We start from the raw sequence: 14,910 nt of genomic DNA, 5'->3' as shown, positions 1-14,910 counted from the left end.
CTCCTAAAGTGATCAATTGGCCAAAATCATAATGGACAGACCAATGGACATTGTTAGGCATTACCCCGAATCGCGACGACGTTTTCCCCCTTTCCATCACTTGGTTAACTATTATAATGGTCTAACCAATATGCCAATTATTCAACTTTTACGGAGCTCCCATGCTCACCCCTGAAGACAACGAAACGCTCGTGCGCGTCGGCCCGGGCACCGCCATGGGCAGCCTGATGCGGCTGTTCTGGATTCCCTTCCTTCCGACAAGCGATCTGCCGGCCGGCGGCATGCCCCAACGGGTGCGCCTGCTCGGTGAGGACCTGATCGCGTTCCGCGACAGCGAAGGCAAGCTCGGCCTCGTGGACCATGCCTGTCCGCACCGTGGTGCGCCGCTGGTCTTCGGCCGCAACGAGGATTGCGGCTTGCGTTGCGTCTATCACGGCTGGAAGTTCGGCACCGACGGCCACGTGCAGGACCTGCCGGCCGAGTTGCCAGAGAGCCGCCTGAAGGACAAGGTCCGGCTCAAGGCCTACGCCTGCCAGGAACGAAACGGCATCGCCTGGGCCTACATGGGCCCGCAGCAGGACAACCCGCCGCCGCTGCCGGAGATGGAATGGAACCTGGTGCCCGCCGAACGCGTGCATGTGAGCTTCCGCGTCCAGGAATGCAACTGGCTCCAGGCAGTTGAAGGGGAGATCGACTCCGCCCACGCGCCGATCCTGCATGGGCGCATCGACGCGCAGGGTGCCATCAGCGACTGGATCGCGAAGCGTGACCTGCGCCCGACCTTCCAGTGCCAACGTCAGCCATTCGGCATGAGCATCGCCTCCCGCCGCAAGCTGGACGAAGAGACCAGCTATTGGCGAGTGAACCAGTTCCTCCTGCCCTTCTGGACGCTGGTGCCGCCGCAATCGCAATACCCTGAACTGTCAGGTCACGCCTGGGTGCCGATCGACGACTACAACTCGCTGTGCATCATGTTCTCCTATCACCCCTCGGAGAAGCTCTACGACAAGTCGCGCGCACTGTTCGAGAAAGGTCATGCGGGGCGCGAGACCGGCCATGCCAGCAACGACTCCTTCGCGCCGCGGCCGGCCACGGAGCCCTTCGCCAAATACTGGACCAAGTACAACCGCCAGAACGGCTACCTTTTCAACTACGACGCTCAGACCAAGACCTGGTTTTCCGGCCTGCCCGGACTGTGGGTTCAGGACGCGGCATGCCAGTCGGGCGTTGCCGCCATCTACGACCGCAGCAAGGAAAACCTCGGCATCAGCGACACGGGCGTCGCGATGACGCGGCGCCTTTTGCTGGACACCGTGCGCAACCTGCAGGGCAACGGCACCCAACCGCAGGGCGTCAATGACCCGGCGACCTTCATGGTGCGCGCGGCGTCGCTCACACTGCCCGCCGGCGTGCAGTGGCAGGACCACGCCGAGCACATGACGGCACGCCTGGATGCGGGCTTCGGCTACACCCCGTGAACGGACCGCAACTGCTGCTGCGCCAGCTTCGCCGCGAGGCGGAAGGGATCGTTTCATATGAGTTCGTCTCCGCCGACGGTGCGCCGCTGCCGCCCTTCACGGCCGGCGCGCACATCGACCTGCAATTGCCAGGTGGCTTGCAGCGCAGCTATTCGCTGGTGAACGATCCGGCAGAACGGCACCGCTATGTGGTCGCGGTGGACCGTGCCGCCGACAGCCGCGGCGGATCAGCCTGGTTGCACAGCATGCCGCGCCCTGGCGACCATCTCTCGAGCAGCACGCCCGTCAACAACTTCCCACTGCATGAAGGCGCGCCACTTTCGATCTTCATCGCGGGCGGGATCGGCATCACGCCCTTCATGACGATGGCCGCCCGGCTGAACTCGCTTGGCCACGCCTGGCGGCTGCATTACGCAGTGCGTTCGCGGCATCGAGCGGCCTACGTCCAGGAACTGAACGCGCTGGACCGCAGCGGCAACGCGGTGAAGCTGCACTGCACCGGCGAAGACTTGGAGCGACCGGACATCGCCGCCATCGCGCGCGAGGCGGCGGCCGGATCGCATCTGTACTGCTGCGGGCCAAGCGGCATGCTGGATGCCTTCATCAATGCCTGCAGCGGCCTCGCGCCGCAGCGCGTCCATTTGGAGCGCTTCAGTGCCACCCAGGAGGCGGCCACTGCCGGCGGCTACGAGGTGCAGTTGGCCCGCAGCGGCAAGACGCTCAGCGTGGAAGTCGGAAGGACGCTGTTGGACACGCTCCTCGATGCCGGCGTGCCTGTCCAATACGCCTGCTCCCAGGGCGTCTGCGGCACCTGCCGCACGCCGGTGCTGGAAGGCACGCCCGATCACCGCGACGACTACCTCACCCAGGAGGAAAAGGCGACCAACCAGACGATGATGGTTTGCTGCTCGGGCAGCCTCACGCCGCAACTGGTGCTCGACATTTGAGCGCATCGATCCTGAGCTGAGAGCAATTGGCATCTATCGTCGTACGAAACTGAAATCTTCCCTGAGCGACCGCCAGCTTGGCCGAGGTGGACGACATCCCGGCAGGCACCTTCCGCGAATCCGGTACCGAGGTGGCAACTGTCCTCCTGAAGATAGACCCTGCAACTTCTCGTGGCACCCGCCGATCTCGCCGAAGAAGAAGTCGACGAATCGGAAGAGCTCGCGGAAGCGCCACGGGAGTGACACAGATGCTCACCGACCTGATCGCCCGCGACCTTCTGACCGCCGCCCTTGCCCCTCTCGTTGCGCCCGACACGACGGCCACGATCCTCGGGATGGAGATCGCCTGCCGCCGTGACGGCGGCGCGATGGTGGTCCGCGACCCTGACGCCCACGTGCTGGCGCGCCTCGCATCCCGAGCTTCATCCGCGCCGACGCGCACGACGCGCTCACTCCATCCGACGAGTCCAGCAGCTCTCCCGCATCCGCAACGGCATGGGCCCGATGCCAGCGTTCAACGCGCTGACCGATGCGCAAGTGAATGCGTTGGCGCGCTATGTCTCCACGGTCACCAAGTCCAAATCCGCGCGAAGATCGGCGCGCAGTCATCTCGTCTCGACGGCGGCCCACAGATTGAATGCCATCTCCTTAGATGCCTTTTTCGGTCGAGCCGAAAAGCATTTGTCGGACCCGCTCACCCACTTTCGCTAGTCGGCCTCTGACGGTGGTTGCAGCCGCCCTCCGAGACCGGTGTGCTTCGCGTTCATGGCGTAGAGCGGCATTGAAGGTCTTGAGGGTTTGCGGGTTGCGCTTCCAGACCCCGCTCACCATGAAATTGCCCCGATCCGAGGGCACGAAGTTGGGGACGACGTTGATCTGTTGAGCGCCGATCCCATGCAGGAGCCGGGTACGGGCCCTCGCGACCTTGAGGAAGTCGTCGCGTCCTTCAATGGGCGAACTCAACGAGACCCTGATCGTTCTTACTGCCGGGAAATGTTCAGCCAGGAATGCGACTGCTTCAACGAGCACAAGGCTCCTCGGCACCCAGTGATGCCGCATTTGGATGACTGCGGGCACGAAGCGGTCGAGGTGAACCTCGTGCCCACCGCGCAATACGACCACCGCCCCGATCGTTCCGACATGTGTCTCGCCATCGTAGACATACATGAGTTGGCCGAGTTGGTACGGCGCCAAATCGGGCCCTGTGATGCGGAGCTCGGCGAACGTCGGCGATTGCGTTGTGGCAACCGGCGAGGGAATGTGGCTCAAGCAGGCCCTCCGTGACCCACGGACCGCCAGGCGCCCACAGCGTTGGGCGCGAGTTCGCCGTGCTGCGAGCTTTGGCCGCGGACCAGGAGCGAGACACAAGCGCGAGCGATCTCACCGTGCCCGGATCCGTCGCGCGATGGCATCAGTCCACTGAAATTTTGCGCGTGCGAATCACGTCGGCCCATCGGGCGGCTTCCTTCTGGATAGTGGCGTCGAGCTCGCGCGGAGTGCCACCGCCGACCTCCAATCCGACAGCAGCCAGCTTCTCTTTCAACAAGGGGTCTGCCAGCACCTCGTTCGTCTGGCCGCTGATCTGCTGCAACACTTCGGGCGGCGTGCCCGCTGGAGCCATGAGGGCATACCAGGACACGGCTTCGAATTTCGGGAAGCCCAACTCCGCGATGGTCGGCAAGTCGGGCATTGCAGTGGAGCGCTTCGCGCTGGCGACGCCGAGCGCATGGAGCTTGCCAGACTTGATGAAGGGAAGTGCCGTCGACAGCGGTGCGAACATCATCGTCACCTGGCCGCCAACCACGTCAGTCAGCGCCACGCTGAGACCTTTGTAAGGCACGTGGATCAGCTTGATGTTGGCGTCGAGCTGGAGCATTTCGCCCGCCAGGTGGGCCTGGCTGCCAGCACCCGCGGATGCAAACGTGAGCTGTCCCGGCTTCTGGGCTGCCAGCTTGAGTAGCTCACTCAGAGTCAGCGCTGGCACGCTGGAGCCTGTGACCAGCACGTTCTCCGCTCTCGCGAGCATGGTCACCGGCACAAGGTCTGTCGTCTTGTACGGCAAGTTCGGCATCAAGCTGGGATTGACCGCGATATTGCCCACGGGAACGACCCCCAGCGTGTATCCGTCAGGCGCAGATTTGGCGACCTGGCCCACCCCGATTGAACCGGCCGCACCCGCCTTGTTTTCCACCAGGACGGGTTGTCCCCATGGCTTGGACAATCCCTCCCCCACGATCCGGCCAATGGCATCGGCCGGGCCACCGGGTGCAAAGGGCACCACCAAGTGAACCGGCTTGGCGGGATAGACCTGCGCGGATGCCAGCAGCGGCATGCAAGCCATGAGGATGGCGATCAGGAAGCGCTTCATGGAAATCTCCGATGGGTCTGGAAAGGGTCTCAAGCTATAACAGTGGGGATGTCGCCCGTTAATGCGAAGTCTGCCGCGTCAGCACGGTCAGCGTAGCCGGCCAGCACAGCGTAGTCCGACTCCTCCACGGGCGCGAAGCGAGCCAGAGCCAGTGTCGCCATCTGCACGGCGGCTTCTGCATCGCGATGCAAGTCGAGCAAGGCGGCACGCATGCGAGCGACCGTGTCGCCGCTGATGTCATCTGATGCGACCAGCGGCGGAATCGGCGATGCCGGCGTCACCGCCACCGTCTTGAGGTGCCTCAGACGCTCTGGCGAGTGCAGGCGCAACAGATCCAGTACATAGCTGTCGACGACGCCGACTTCCGCCTGGGCGCTCGCCACCGCATCGATCACCTCCAGCGGCGTCGGCGTTGGCGAAGTGGTCGACCGGTAGAGCGCTCGTGCGCCTGCCGCTGCGTGATTCAGCAGATAGTGGCGGGGCGCGTTGTGGCCCGAGTTCGATTCCCGCAGCATGCAAGCGAGCCGACCGCCGAAGGTCTGCGCAAGCGAATGCACATTCGCGTCGGTCCGCACGATGAACTCGGTGAAGTACACCGGGCGGTCGCCGTACCGAGGAAGTGATGGAACCGGCCCAGCCAGGAGTTGAGGACGCCTCGCGCTGGTGACATACGGCAGACCGCACATGAACACGCAGCCGCAATCAGGACGGGCCCACAAGGCGCTGATGGGTGTCGGCGGCGCGTGCTCGACGTAGCTCAACGCAATGCCGGCGCGTTCCGCCAGGCGCGCGAAAAGTGCCCGCCATGCCAGCGCGACCGGCTTGCTCACGTCATACATGCGCGCGTTGGCGATCATGCGTACAGCAGCCTCTGCCCGAGGCCCATGCGCTCGGCCTTCTGCAGGATGGCATGACCCAGGGCAATGTCGCTCAGGGAAAGGCCACGATGCCAGAACAGATTGATCTCGTCGTCGCTCTGCCGACCAGGCTTGCGGCCCGCGACGATCTCGCCAAGCTCGCCATAGAGGGTCTGCTCCGAGAGCTTGCCCGCCTCGACGTGTGCGCGCAGCGAGCCGAAGATGCCGCCCTTGCATTGGCTCCAGTCGTCGACCACCATTTTGTCCATGATGTCGGTGAGCGAGAGTTCGACGGCACTCATCGTGCCGTAGGGCACCACGAACGCGCCCGGCTTGATCCATTCGGTCTTCAGCATCGGACTCGGACGCTCCAGCCGCGACGCCTCCACCACGATGTCGGCACCCCGCACGCAAGCTTCCCAGTCCTCCGTGACCACGATTTTCTTGCCAAGATCTCGCTCCAGGCGAGCGGCAAAGGCGTTGCGACTTTCCGGGCGGCGCGAATGCACGCGGATCTCATCAAAGTCGAACAAGCTGTCAAGCAGCCGGACGTTCCAGTAGGAGGTACCACGCGCTCCGACATGCCCGAGCACCTTGCTCTCGCGGCGAGCCAGGTGCCGGGCCCCGAGAGCAGTCATAGCCCCGGTGCGGGCGTCCGTGATGAAGGTGGCATCGATCATCGCGACAGGGACTCCCGTCCTTGGATCGAAGAGATTGAGCATGGCCATCTCCGACGGTAGCCCGAGCTTGTAGTTGTCAACGTAGTCGCCAACGATCTTGACGCCGGCCAGGCCAAGCGGCGCGACGTATCCGCGCAGCACATTGAAGTGCCCGTTGAAGGCCGGATCGGGAATCAGGTGCACGCGCGGCTCGATCACCGTCTCGCCCCTGCCTTGCGCAATGAGCGCTCGCTCCACGGCGACAAGGATCTCCGCATTGGTCATCGCCACCTTTGCGATGTCCTTGCCGTTGATATACGTCAGATAAATCTCGTTCATTCCATCTCCAGTCTTCGAAGGGGCTGCCATCACGACCGCGCCGGGATGAATGCAAGTCTAGGTTTCGCATCCATAAATGTCGTATGCTTTTTCGTCCGTTGTTCTTAACAGCAGGTTATGCAATGAAGTTGAACCTTCGGCAGATCGAAGTCTTCCGTGCCGTCATGCTGACCGGCTCGATCAGCGCCGCTTCAAGGCTCTTGTACGTGTCGCAGCCAGCCATCAGCCGGCTGATGTCGCACACGGAGCAACGCCTGGGACTTGAACTGTTCCGGCGCATCAAAGGGCGCCTGTATCCGACGCCGGAGGCACGGCGGCTGATGGGCGAGGTGAACGCCGTCTATGAGGGCGTCGAGCGCGTCAACGAGGTCGCGGAGGATCTCGCAGCCAACCGAATCGGCAGCTTGCGACTTTCATGCAGTCCCAGCCTTGGTCAGACCGTCCTGCCTCTGGCGATCGCAGCATTCAAGCAAGCGCATCCGGGAGTGCGCATCGTGGTGCGTACGCAGATTCCTAGCACCATGCTGCGCGCGTTGCTTTCTGGACAGGCGGAACTCGGCGTGTCCAACATGGCGTTGGCGCATCCCAACCTGGAAGCGCGCCTGTTGGTCAAGAACCCTATCGTTGCCCTGATTCCGAAAGGCAATCGACTTGCCGCGCGCTCTTTCGTGCGACCCGAGGAGCTGGCCAAGGAGTCTCTGATCGGCTATGAAGCCGATGTTCCGTTCGGACTGCTGGTGCGTGAAATATTTGGCGACGAAAAGAATCAGCCCGACATGAGCATCCAAGTCGAGCAAGCGCACGTGGCTCGGGCGCTGGCACAGGCGGGGGCGGGTATCGCGCTGGTCGACGCCATGACCGTGTTTGGGCAGACGTGGCCGAATATCGTCGTGGTTCCCGTCAAGACGAAGGTCAACGCCTCGGTCCAGATTTCCCATGTCCAGACCGAACCGCTATCGCGCCTATCGATGAACTTCGTGGAAGCGTTGACGGCAAGGATGGAGCGGTGAAGGGAAGCCAGCTGAGTTTTCAGTCAATCAACGTAGATTTCAGTAAGCGCCTTCTATTCGCTACCTACTTTTCAGTGAGCGTCACTGGCGAGCAATCGCCCGCTTGTCCGCTTTCCGTGACCTGCCCCCGCCCAGCCGTACCAGCGCAATGGCAGTGAAGTCCGTCAACTTGGAGAATGACGGACATGAGAAAGAGCAGATTCATCGAAGAGCAAATCATCGGTTTCATCAAGCAGGCCGAATCTGGTTTGCCGATCAAGGACCTGTGTCGCAAGGGCGGCTTCAGCCACGTCAGAAGAATTCCTAATCCTAGAAGCAGCACATACCAACAAGTTTTCTTTGACGACCAAGAACTCATTCTGTCTCCTGAACAAGCGGCATGAAATAGCGAATCAATGCGAAGCGGGCCATCTTTGCCCTGATGGGGTCAGGTCATGCGAGAGCCCGCGGCGGGCAGGCAGTGGGAAGGGCCCCGCGCGATCAGGCCGTCCGTTTTCCCTTTCACTCATGAGCGCTACATCGGCGTCTTCCAGACTTCCTTCATCACGCGCAGCCAGTTTTCACCCATGACCAAGGCGATATCCGAGTCGGAATAGCCCTTGCCCAAGAGCGCATCCACCACTTCGGGCATTGCATCGAGTTCCACCTGCTTCATGTCGCTGCGCGTGTAGCCGCCGTCTGGCGGCAGCTTGTCAGCGTGGGCTGCTGCGTCGGCTGTGATCGCAGGCAAATCGACGATGTAGTCGAGCCCCAGGCCGACATGTTGGGGCCCGACCAACTGAGCGATGTAGTCGATCTGGTCGGCTAACTTCGAAGGCGATGCCTCATCGTCTCCAGTGAAGATCGAGAGACCCGTCAGTCCAAACACCCCGCCGCTGGCCGCTACCGCCTTGATCTGATCGTCTCGGTAGCAACGCGGATGTTGATGGATGTTCCAGATATTGCCGTGGCTGCAGATCACCGGGCGATCGGAGTACTCGATGGCCTCCATGCAGGAGCGATAGCCGGCATGGGCAACGTCCACGAGCATCCCGACCCGGTTCATCTCGGTGACCAGCGTTCGCCCGAATCTGCTGAGCCCACCCTCACCCAGTTCGTGGCATCCATCCGCCACGAAGTTCTTCTGGTTGTACGCCAACAGCATGTGGCGGATCCCCAGCTTGTAAAAGACCTCCACCATCGAGAGGTCCCGACCGACCGGAACCGACCCTTGAAAATGGAAGCCCACGGCAAGCTTGCCCTCCTTCCTTGCTCGTTGGATGTCGTCCACTGTGTTGACGAGGGTGCAGAGATCGCTCTGGTCAAGGAAGAATTTCCGATACGCCGCGATGGCCTGGATCGCACCGATCGTGTCGCAGTTGTCTGCCACCAGTGTGAAAGAAACATAGGTGAAGCCGTCGTTGATGAGCCGTGAAACGAACGCATTCTTGAGCCGTTGGTCCGCGGGAGCGCAGAAGGGCGAGGTCATATCGCACACGAGTAGGCGGGAATACAGTTCGCGCGCTCGGTCTGATGCGGGGGGTTTCATTGCATTGGATGCATTGGGCATGATGCTTTTCCTGAGAGGCTGGGTTGTGGGACTCGATTTCCTGCCGACCATCGCTGTCAGACCTTGAAGTCCGAGCCGGGTCGATGAAGCGCAACCAGGACGACCCAGAAGACGGCCGTCACGGCGACCACGTAAAAGGCAGGCACCAGGGGGCTTTGGACAGCATTCAGCAGCACTGTGATCGCATACAACGAGAAGCCTCCAAAAATGGTTGCACTCAGGTTGTAGGAGATCGCCATGCCTGTGGAGCGAAGTTCAGGCGGAAAGAGATACGCCATCAACTTCGGATAGACCGCGTTGGAGGCCGACGTCACCGTAGTGAATATTGCCGAGCAGACGATGAACTTGGTCGTCGTTGGCCCGGAGGTCATCCAGACATAGAGCGGCACGATCAGCAGAATCAGTGCGCCAAGGCTGATGTGCAGCTGCCTTGTCGCACCCATCCTGTCAGCGACCATTCCCAGCAGCGGTGTCAGGACAGTTCCGATGCTGCCACAGACCAACAGAGCCAGAAACGGAACATGGGCCGGCAGCTTGAGTTCACGCACGGCATAGGTGGGCGCATAGACGAGGAGGACGTATTGCACCGACGTGCCGATCGCCGCCAGAGAGAGCGCGACCATGAGTGCACGGCGATGGTCTCGAAAGACGATTTGAAGCATCTCGATAGTTCCCCGGGCGCCAGCGTGTTTCTCGAACGCTTCGGACTCCGGGAGGTATCTTCTGATGTAGTAACCAACCGGAGCAATTAGCAGGCCGAAGGCGAAGGGAACCCGCCATCCCCAGCTGTCTCTGGATTCTGGTGACATCACCTGGGTCATCAACAGCCCGACAAGAGCTGCCATGACGGTCGCTAGCAGTGGTCCGCTGTTGTAAAGACCGCTGTAGAGGCCTCGTTTTTTTGCTGGAACGGACTCCAGAAGGTAGGTCGCGGCACTCGCGAACTCGCCACCCGCCGATAGCGCCTGAAGGATGCGCGCGATGACCATCAACACTGTGGCGGTCACCCCGATGGAGGCGTAAGAGGGCACGAAGACCATGATGAGCATCGACACGGTCATCGACGCCATGATGAAGCTCAGCGCGGGGCGTCGCCCGAAGCGATCGGCATACAGACCGATCAATACGCCACCAATCGGCCTCACGACGAAGGAGAGAGCGAAGGTCGCGAAGGTCAACAAGAGCGCTGCTGCGTCATCGCCGGCCGGAAAGAACTGCTTGGCGATGAAGACCGCCAGAAACCCATAGACGATGAAGTCGTACCACTCCAGCGCGTTGCCGATGATGGCAGCGACCAGCGCCCTTTTCTTGTGAGCCGCTTGAAGAGAAGCCTCTGCCGCCTGCGATGGCGCTTGCAATTGGGCAATGTCTTCGATATGGACAGTTTTCATGACAGCAGTTCGCATTCCTGAGATAAGGGGACCACGCGAATCTCCCACTGGCAGTCGAGCTGTCAGTGCGGCAGCCTCAGCGCTTGATGGTCGGCTTGCAGAGTCTGCATGGTACGTTTGGAGCCCGCATAAAACAATAAGCGTTTAACGTAACATGTATAGGGTTTACGCGACCTCCGGAGCTTTGAATACAATGCGCGGAAGATGGCTACCTCCTCATACAAACCCCGGCGCGTCGTCAGAACCCAGGCGGAGCGCAGCGAGACGACTCAGCGTCGCATCCTGAATTCAGCCATATCGCTGATTCGGCGACAGGGTTTCCAGAAAGCCAACCTGCAGAACATTGCATCCGGCGCGAAGGTCACGCTCGGCGCGCTGCAGCATCATTTCGGGACCCGGCAGGCCCTGCTGGAGCAAGTCGTGGAAGAGGTGATGGCCCCGCTGTCAGACAGGGGGCCTGTGTGGCCGGACGCAACGACCCCCCTCAGTGAGCGGGCTACGGAGTTCGTCGAACGCGCTTGGTTGCACATCTACGGTGCAGACTCGTATGTGGCTGCCTGGGGATTGTTCTTCGGTTGCAAGTCGATTCCCTCGCTCTTCAAGCGCATCGATGCGAAACGACAGACGGAAGACCCGGTATCGTTCGCCCATTTCCTAGCGCTCTTCCCTGAGATCTCTAGGAGCCATAGCGATCCCAACGGGTTCGCCGAAATGGTGTTCTCCACGCTTCGCGGGATCGCGGTGTTCAGGTTGTTTCCGGTGACGGAAGAATCCATCGCCTCTCAACTCGAATGCCTTTCAGGGATGATCGTTGCCGCGGGCCAGGAGAAGCCGCGGAAGACGGGCAAGTCGTAGCCCTCCCCAAGCCCGAGTCTAGTTCGTCACGAAGAAGAGCCGGGCTTGGCGCCCGAAGTATCTGACCGTGGTCCCCTCGCAGATTTCGATCACGTCGCCGGGGCCACCTTCAACGCGCTCTCCGTCGCCGGTCTCGACACCGAAGACGCCCTCCAGCACCAGGATGATTTCGTCATAGGCGAGCGTCTTCGGCTCACAGGCTGCCTCGTGCCACCGACCGAAGCCGCAGGGCAGCGCAGCGCCTTCGCTATCCTTAACCACCCAAGAGATTTCAGCCACGCCGTCGGATGCGCCCCCGCGCGCCTCGGAGGCGATCGTGTGTCCCGGGATGAGGCGAAGAGAAGTCATTCAGGTGCTCCGTGTGAGAAAAATGAGACATTCCGGGCCCTGCCGCGTCGTCGACGACGACGTCATCGTTCGCCTCGCCCGGTCCACACGCCAGAGGAAAGGGCCAAGCTGACGCCGATGTCGCGCAGCGGGCGTGGAGGGATGTAGCTGGCGGTTCCTTGCGAAAGAAAATCTGCCATCAGAGAATGCTCCAGGCCAAGGGCGAGGTCCGCGATGAACATGCCCGCCGCGGTGTGCCGCACGATGCCGGACCCGTTGCAGCACGAGGCGGCAAACGAACGCGGCCCCATGCGACCGAATGCAGGCGCGTGGTTCTGCGACACGGCAAGCCAGCCAGCCCAGAAGTGTTCCAGCTCGATCGGGCCGAGCTGAGGAAATCGCCGACGCAGGAGCGCCAGATTGGTCTGCCGTGCCTTCGCGCGTCGGGCATCAGTGGTGCGCAATGATGGCGAGTACTCGAATCCCTGGCGAATCATCAGCCGACGCTCTCGCGTCAGCCTCAGCGTCGATCCGGCCATGGCATGCGCCGGCGTCACGCCCCAGGTCGACTCGCTGCCGAGCTGGCCGAGTTGTTCATCGCTCAACACGGGCGTCAGGCTCGCGAACAGCAATATCGGAATCTGACGCGCCCTATAGACGCCGAAGGACTGCGAGAAGGCGTTGACCGCGAGGATGAGGGCGCTCGCGCGAATTCGGCCGTGCGGGGTCCGCACGGAAGGCGTCCGGCTGCGGATGTCCGCTTCGATCACTGGTGAGTTTTCGAAGAGCCTGACCTGGGGAGGAAGGTTGTCGGCCAGCCCGCGGATAAGACTCGCCGGATTGACGAGGTAGGTGCCCGGGGTGTGAATGGCAGCACAGTAGTAGGCGGTGCCCAGTGCTTCTCGCAGTTCGCCTCGATCAACCCATCGGTACGGCTCTTGCCAAGCCTTGAGATTGGCCTCGTACGTTGCGAGAGAATGCTTCGCAACCTCTTCCGTGACCGCAACGTGGTATCGCCCACGCTTCTCCCAGCCGCAATCGATGCTGTGCGCCTTGACAAGGCGATCCAGTTCGTCGAGCGCGAAGCGTCCCACGCGGATCGCGCGGCGGCCTTGCTCCGTCCAATGTTCCGATATCCCTGGCGTGTGCGGAAGATCGATCGCAAAGCCGGAGTTCCTGCCGGAAGCGTTCTCCCCGACCACGCCGGCTTCGACAAGAGCGATGGATGCGCTGGGCTGGAGCCGCGCGAGTTGCCGGGCTGCAGCGACGCCCACATACCCTGCGCCGACCACCACCCAGTCGAAGTCCAGCTCGCCCTGTACAGCGGCCTTTGCCCGTCGCGTCGGCAGCAATGCGCTCCATCCATTGCTTTGATCATCTATGGGCAAGCGCCCAATGCGAACCGCCATGTTGGATCCCTGAGTAGGCCCCGCAATGCGCCCCCAAAGCCTAAGACCGGGGGTGAGCGTCAATCCGGGACAGATATAACATTAAGCATGTAATGTATATTAACCGAACGAAGGCATGCAATCACAGTTTTGACCAGCTTATTGAGGCTGCAGGTAGGGCGCGTCGTGGCCTCACACGGACTACCAGCCGGGGGTTGATTCGCAGGAGCGACGATGATGATGCGGGGGGCATCGCTCGGGCCGGGGTGGCGGCGCCCGGCAGATCCTGGCAATCCGGATGCATTTCGCACGGGACGAACTTCACCTGCGAGTTCTGGCGCAGGTACTCAATGACGTTAGGCGTCTTCCAGCTGCGGATTCACCCGGTCGATGCAACACACTGATGACTGCCGTTGGAATAAGGAGTGTTGCAGATGACGACCCGACACGAACCTACTACACAGTCAGCCAGAAGGCATTGATGTGGGAGCGATGGAGGCAGGGATGGACCAACTCCGGGAAACCCGGAGCGCGCTTTTCGGCGATGGCTCGGCGCCCTTCCAGTCGGTCCTCGCTATCCCGGTCGAGCCGGACTACTTCGCCCCCGCCCCCCTCTCCTTCGCACAAGCTCCCCGGGCACATTCCAATCCGTCGATGGCTATGGGCGGAAACGACTCTGCCGCCGCACTGGTGGAGGCTCTACAACCACCGGCAGTTGAACCTGTTGGTCGCGCGGGCGCTGGAACACAACACCGACCCGCGGCAGGCCGTTACCAACCTGGAGCGCGATCAAGCGCTGGAGTCCGAGTTGCACTGAAGTGAGAGAACGACGGTGACGGTTAGAGGCGGCCCGGGTTTGGACACGTGTCGGGCTTGAGTCTCCTGCAGAGCGACTACGAGCCGCCCACCCACGGCACATACAGCGCGGGGGTTTCCTTGTCGTATCAACTGGACCTGTTCGGTCAACTGCGTCGCGCCATCGAAGCGGCTGAGGCAGGCACCGGCGCTGCGCAGGCGGCGCCGCATTTCTCTATTTTCTGTTGAGCTCTTCTTGCAATGCGCGCACGAGATCTTCAGTAGGCATGACGTCAGCATACTTGCTTGCCATGTCGAACAGATTCACGGCATGCGACGTCTGCGACCTGTCGTACACCGCATCCTCGGGCACGACCACCTTGAAGTTCAAAGCGCACGCATCGATGACCGTCGCACGCACACAGCCGCTGGTCGTGCACCCCGTCACAATGACGGTATCGACTCCCAGGCCGATCAGATGACTGGTCAGGGGCGTGCCATGGAAGGCGCTGGCCTGGAACTTGGGAATCAGGATGTCCGCCTGAGCGGGCGAAACCTCGGCAACGAAGTCGTAGCCGTGCTTGGGGATGCGCATGACGCCAGGCACCTTCAGTTCGAATTGACCTCGGTTCTGGGGCCCCTTGGGCGCAACGTACGGGTAAAGAACAGGCGCCCCCATGTTCCTGAATGCCGCCAAGAGCCTTGCAATGTGGGGCACTGCACGCCAGCCGTATTCACCGCAACTCGTTGGCAGCGTCGTGATCGCCTCTTCAATCGGCATGGGTTGATCACCCATCGAGCGATATTGCACGTCGATCACCAGCAGAGCCGGGCGCTTGCCAAGACCGGTGGGCGTACCCCAGCCGGTCTTTCGGTAGATGGCCTGCTCGTCTTCGGGAATGACGCCGTCCCATGGCCGGCCGTGAGTTTCTGCAGCAGCGAGCATT

General features: G+C 61.8%; 14 protein-coding genes and 1 pseudogene. 6 read left to right on the top strand and 9 right to left on the bottom strand.

Annotation, left to right across the window (positions count from 1 at the left end):
• Positions 1-161: 161 nt before the first annotated feature.
• Together AC1DSF_RS09970 and AC1DSF_RS09965 are read left to right on the top strand one after the other, a co-directional pair.
• Positions 162-1,478 carry a Rieske 2Fe-2S domain-containing protein gene (locus AC1DSF_RS09970; protein ID WP_478124581.1) on the top strand — a complete coding sequence of 439 codons (1,317 nt, stop codon included), beginning with the start codon at positions 162-164 and terminating at the stop codon, positions 1,476-1,478.
• Positions 1,475-2,425, top strand: a complete 951-nt coding sequence (locus tag AC1DSF_RS09965) for a PDR/VanB family oxidoreductase (protein ID WP_478124580.1) — start codon at positions 1,475-1,477, stop codon at positions 2,423-2,425. Before AC1DSF_RS09970 ends, AC1DSF_RS09965 begins: the two co-directional genes overlap by 4 nt.
• A 648-nt stretch (positions 2,426-3,073) precedes the next feature.
• Here the strand turns inward: AC1DSF_RS09965 and AC1DSF_RS09960 are convergent.
• From AC1DSF_RS09960 to AC1DSF_RS09945, 4 genes are all read right to left on the bottom strand, one after another.
• Entirely contained in the window at positions 3,074-3,694 is a 621-nt protein-coding gene (locus AC1DSF_RS09960; protein ID WP_478124579.1) for a hypothetical protein, read from the bottom strand.
• A gap of 142 nt (positions 3,695-3,836) precedes the next feature.
• The gene (locus AC1DSF_RS09955; RefSeq protein WP_478124578.1) at positions 3,837-4,793 is read right to left on the bottom strand and encodes a tripartite tricarboxylate transporter substrate binding protein; all 957 of its coding nucleotides are present in this window, start codon (positions 4,791-4,793) and stop codon (positions 3,837-3,839) included.
• A gap of 29 nt (positions 4,794-4,822) precedes the next feature.
• The gene (locus tag AC1DSF_RS09950) at positions 4,823-5,650 is read right to left on the bottom strand and encodes a phosphate/phosphite/phosphonate ABC transporter substrate-binding protein (RefSeq protein ID WP_478124577.1); all 828 of its coding nucleotides are present in this window, start codon (positions 5,648-5,650) and stop codon (positions 4,823-4,825) included.
• A complete protein-coding gene (locus tag AC1DSF_RS09945; protein WP_478124576.1) occupies positions 5,647-6,648 on the bottom strand; it encodes an ornithine cyclodeaminase family protein in 1,002 nt (333 codons plus the stop codon). Before AC1DSF_RS09945 ends, AC1DSF_RS09950 begins: the two co-directional genes overlap by 4 nt.
• Positions 6,649-6,770: 122 nt before the next feature.
• Between AC1DSF_RS09945 and AC1DSF_RS09940 the strand changes: the two genes are divergently transcribed.
• Both AC1DSF_RS09940 and AC1DSF_RS09935 read left to right on the top strand, forming a co-directional pair.
• Complete coding sequence (locus AC1DSF_RS09940; protein WP_478124575.1) at positions 6,771-7,658, top strand: LysR family transcriptional regulator; 888 nt, start codon at positions 6,771-6,773, stop codon at positions 7,656-7,658.
• A gap of 185 nt (positions 7,659-7,843) precedes the next feature.
• Positions 7,844-7,945, top strand: a pseudogene (locus AC1DSF_RS09935) (transposase); the annotation flags it as partial.
• A 227-nt stretch (positions 7,946-8,172) separates the two neighbouring features.
• Here the strand turns inward: AC1DSF_RS09935 and AC1DSF_RS09930 are convergent.
• The gene (locus AC1DSF_RS09930) at positions 8,173-9,126 is read right to left on the bottom strand and encodes a dipeptidase (RefSeq protein ID WP_478124574.1); all 954 of its coding nucleotides are present in this window, start codon (positions 9,124-9,126) and stop codon (positions 8,173-8,175) included.
• 137 nt (positions 9,127-9,263) lie between these two features.
• Positions 9,264-10,598, bottom strand: a complete 1,335-nt coding sequence (locus AC1DSF_RS09925; RefSeq protein ID WP_478124573.1) for an MFS transporter — start codon at positions 10,596-10,598, stop codon at positions 9,264-9,266.
• Between the two features lie 204 nt (positions 10,599-10,802).
• Between AC1DSF_RS09925 and AC1DSF_RS09920 the strand changes: the two genes are divergently transcribed.
• Positions 10,803-11,453, top strand: coding sequence for a TetR/AcrR family transcriptional regulator (locus AC1DSF_RS09920; RefSeq protein ID WP_478124572.1), 651 nt, complete (start codon positions 10,803-10,805; stop codon positions 11,451-11,453).
• 18 nt (positions 11,454-11,471) lie between these two features.
• On the opposite strand, the gene AC1DSF_RS09915 is transcribed toward AC1DSF_RS09920, so the two are convergent.
• Both AC1DSF_RS09915 and AC1DSF_RS09910 read right to left on the bottom strand, forming a co-directional pair.
• The gene (locus AC1DSF_RS09915; RefSeq protein ID WP_478124571.1) at positions 11,472-11,801 is read right to left on the bottom strand and encodes a hypothetical protein; all 330 of its coding nucleotides are present in this window, start codon (positions 11,799-11,801) and stop codon (positions 11,472-11,474) included.
• A gap of 62 nt (positions 11,802-11,863) precedes the next feature.
• Positions 11,864-13,189: an NAD(P)/FAD-dependent oxidoreductase gene (locus tag AC1DSF_RS09910; RefSeq protein ID WP_478182763.1), complete on the bottom strand. Its 1,326-nt coding sequence runs from the start codon at positions 13,187-13,189 to the stop codon at positions 11,864-11,866.
• An 852-nt stretch (positions 13,190-14,041) separates the two neighbouring features.
• Here AC1DSF_RS09910 and AC1DSF_RS09905 point away from each other — a divergent pair.
• Positions 14,042-14,212, top strand: coding sequence for a hypothetical protein (locus AC1DSF_RS09905; RefSeq protein WP_478124569.1), 171 nt, complete (start codon positions 14,042-14,044; stop codon positions 14,210-14,212).
• Here AC1DSF_RS09905 and AC1DSF_RS09900 read toward each other — a convergent pair.
• Entirely contained in the window at positions 14,199-14,909 is a 711-nt protein-coding gene (locus AC1DSF_RS09900) for an isochorismatase family protein (RefSeq protein ID WP_478124568.1), read from the bottom strand. The genes AC1DSF_RS09905 and AC1DSF_RS09900 overlap by 14 nt on opposite strands.
• Position 14,910 lies beyond the last annotated feature (1 nt).

The organism is Variovorax sp. 01N429 (assembly GCF_056399425.1).
Note: the sequence above shows the minus strand (reverse complement) of the source record. Positions and strands in the feature narration are given on the sequence as shown.

Excerpts from the sequence above, each read along its gene's own strand:
- AC1DSF_RS09925 (WP_478124573.1), bottom strand. The coding sequence starts at position 10,598 with ATGAAAACTGTCCATATCGAAGACATTGCCCAATTGCAAGCGCCATCG.
- AC1DSF_RS09900 (WP_478124568.1), bottom strand. The coding sequence starts at position 14,909 with ATGCTCGCTGCTGCAGAAACTCACGGCCGGCCATGGGACGGCGTCATT.
- AC1DSF_RS09955 (WP_478124578.1), bottom strand. The coding sequence starts at position 4,793 with ATGAAGCGCTTCCTGATCGCCATCCTCATGGCTTGCATGCCGCTGCTG.
- AC1DSF_RS09950 (WP_478124577.1), bottom strand. The coding sequence starts at position 5,650 with ATGATCGCCAACGCGCGCATGTATGACGTGAGCAAGCCGGTCGCGCTG.
- AC1DSF_RS09945 (WP_478124576.1), bottom strand. The coding sequence starts at position 6,648 with ATGAACGAGATTTATCTGACGTATATCAACGGCAAGGACATCGCAAAG.
- AC1DSF_RS09920 (WP_478124572.1), top strand. The coding sequence starts at position 10,803 with ATGGCTACCTCCTCATACAAACCCCGGCGCGTCGTCAGAACCCAGGCG.
- AC1DSF_RS09915 (WP_478124571.1), bottom strand. The coding sequence starts at position 11,801 with ATGACTTCTCTTCGCCTCATCCCGGGACACACGATCGCCTCCGAGGCG.
- AC1DSF_RS09970 (WP_478124581.1), top strand. The coding sequence starts at position 162 with ATGCTCACCCCTGAAGACAACGAAACGCTCGTGCGCGTCGGCCCGGGC.
- AC1DSF_RS09930 (WP_478124574.1), bottom strand. The coding sequence starts at position 9,126 with ATGACCTCGCCCTTCTGCGCTCCCGCGGACCAACGGCTCAAGAATGCG.
- AC1DSF_RS09940 (WP_478124575.1), top strand. The coding sequence starts at position 6,771 with ATGAAGTTGAACCTTCGGCAGATCGAAGTCTTCCGTGCCGTCATGCTG.
- AC1DSF_RS09910 (WP_478182763.1), bottom strand. The coding sequence starts at position 13,189 with ATGGCGGTTCGCATTGGGCGCTTGCCCATAGATGATCAAAGCAATGGA.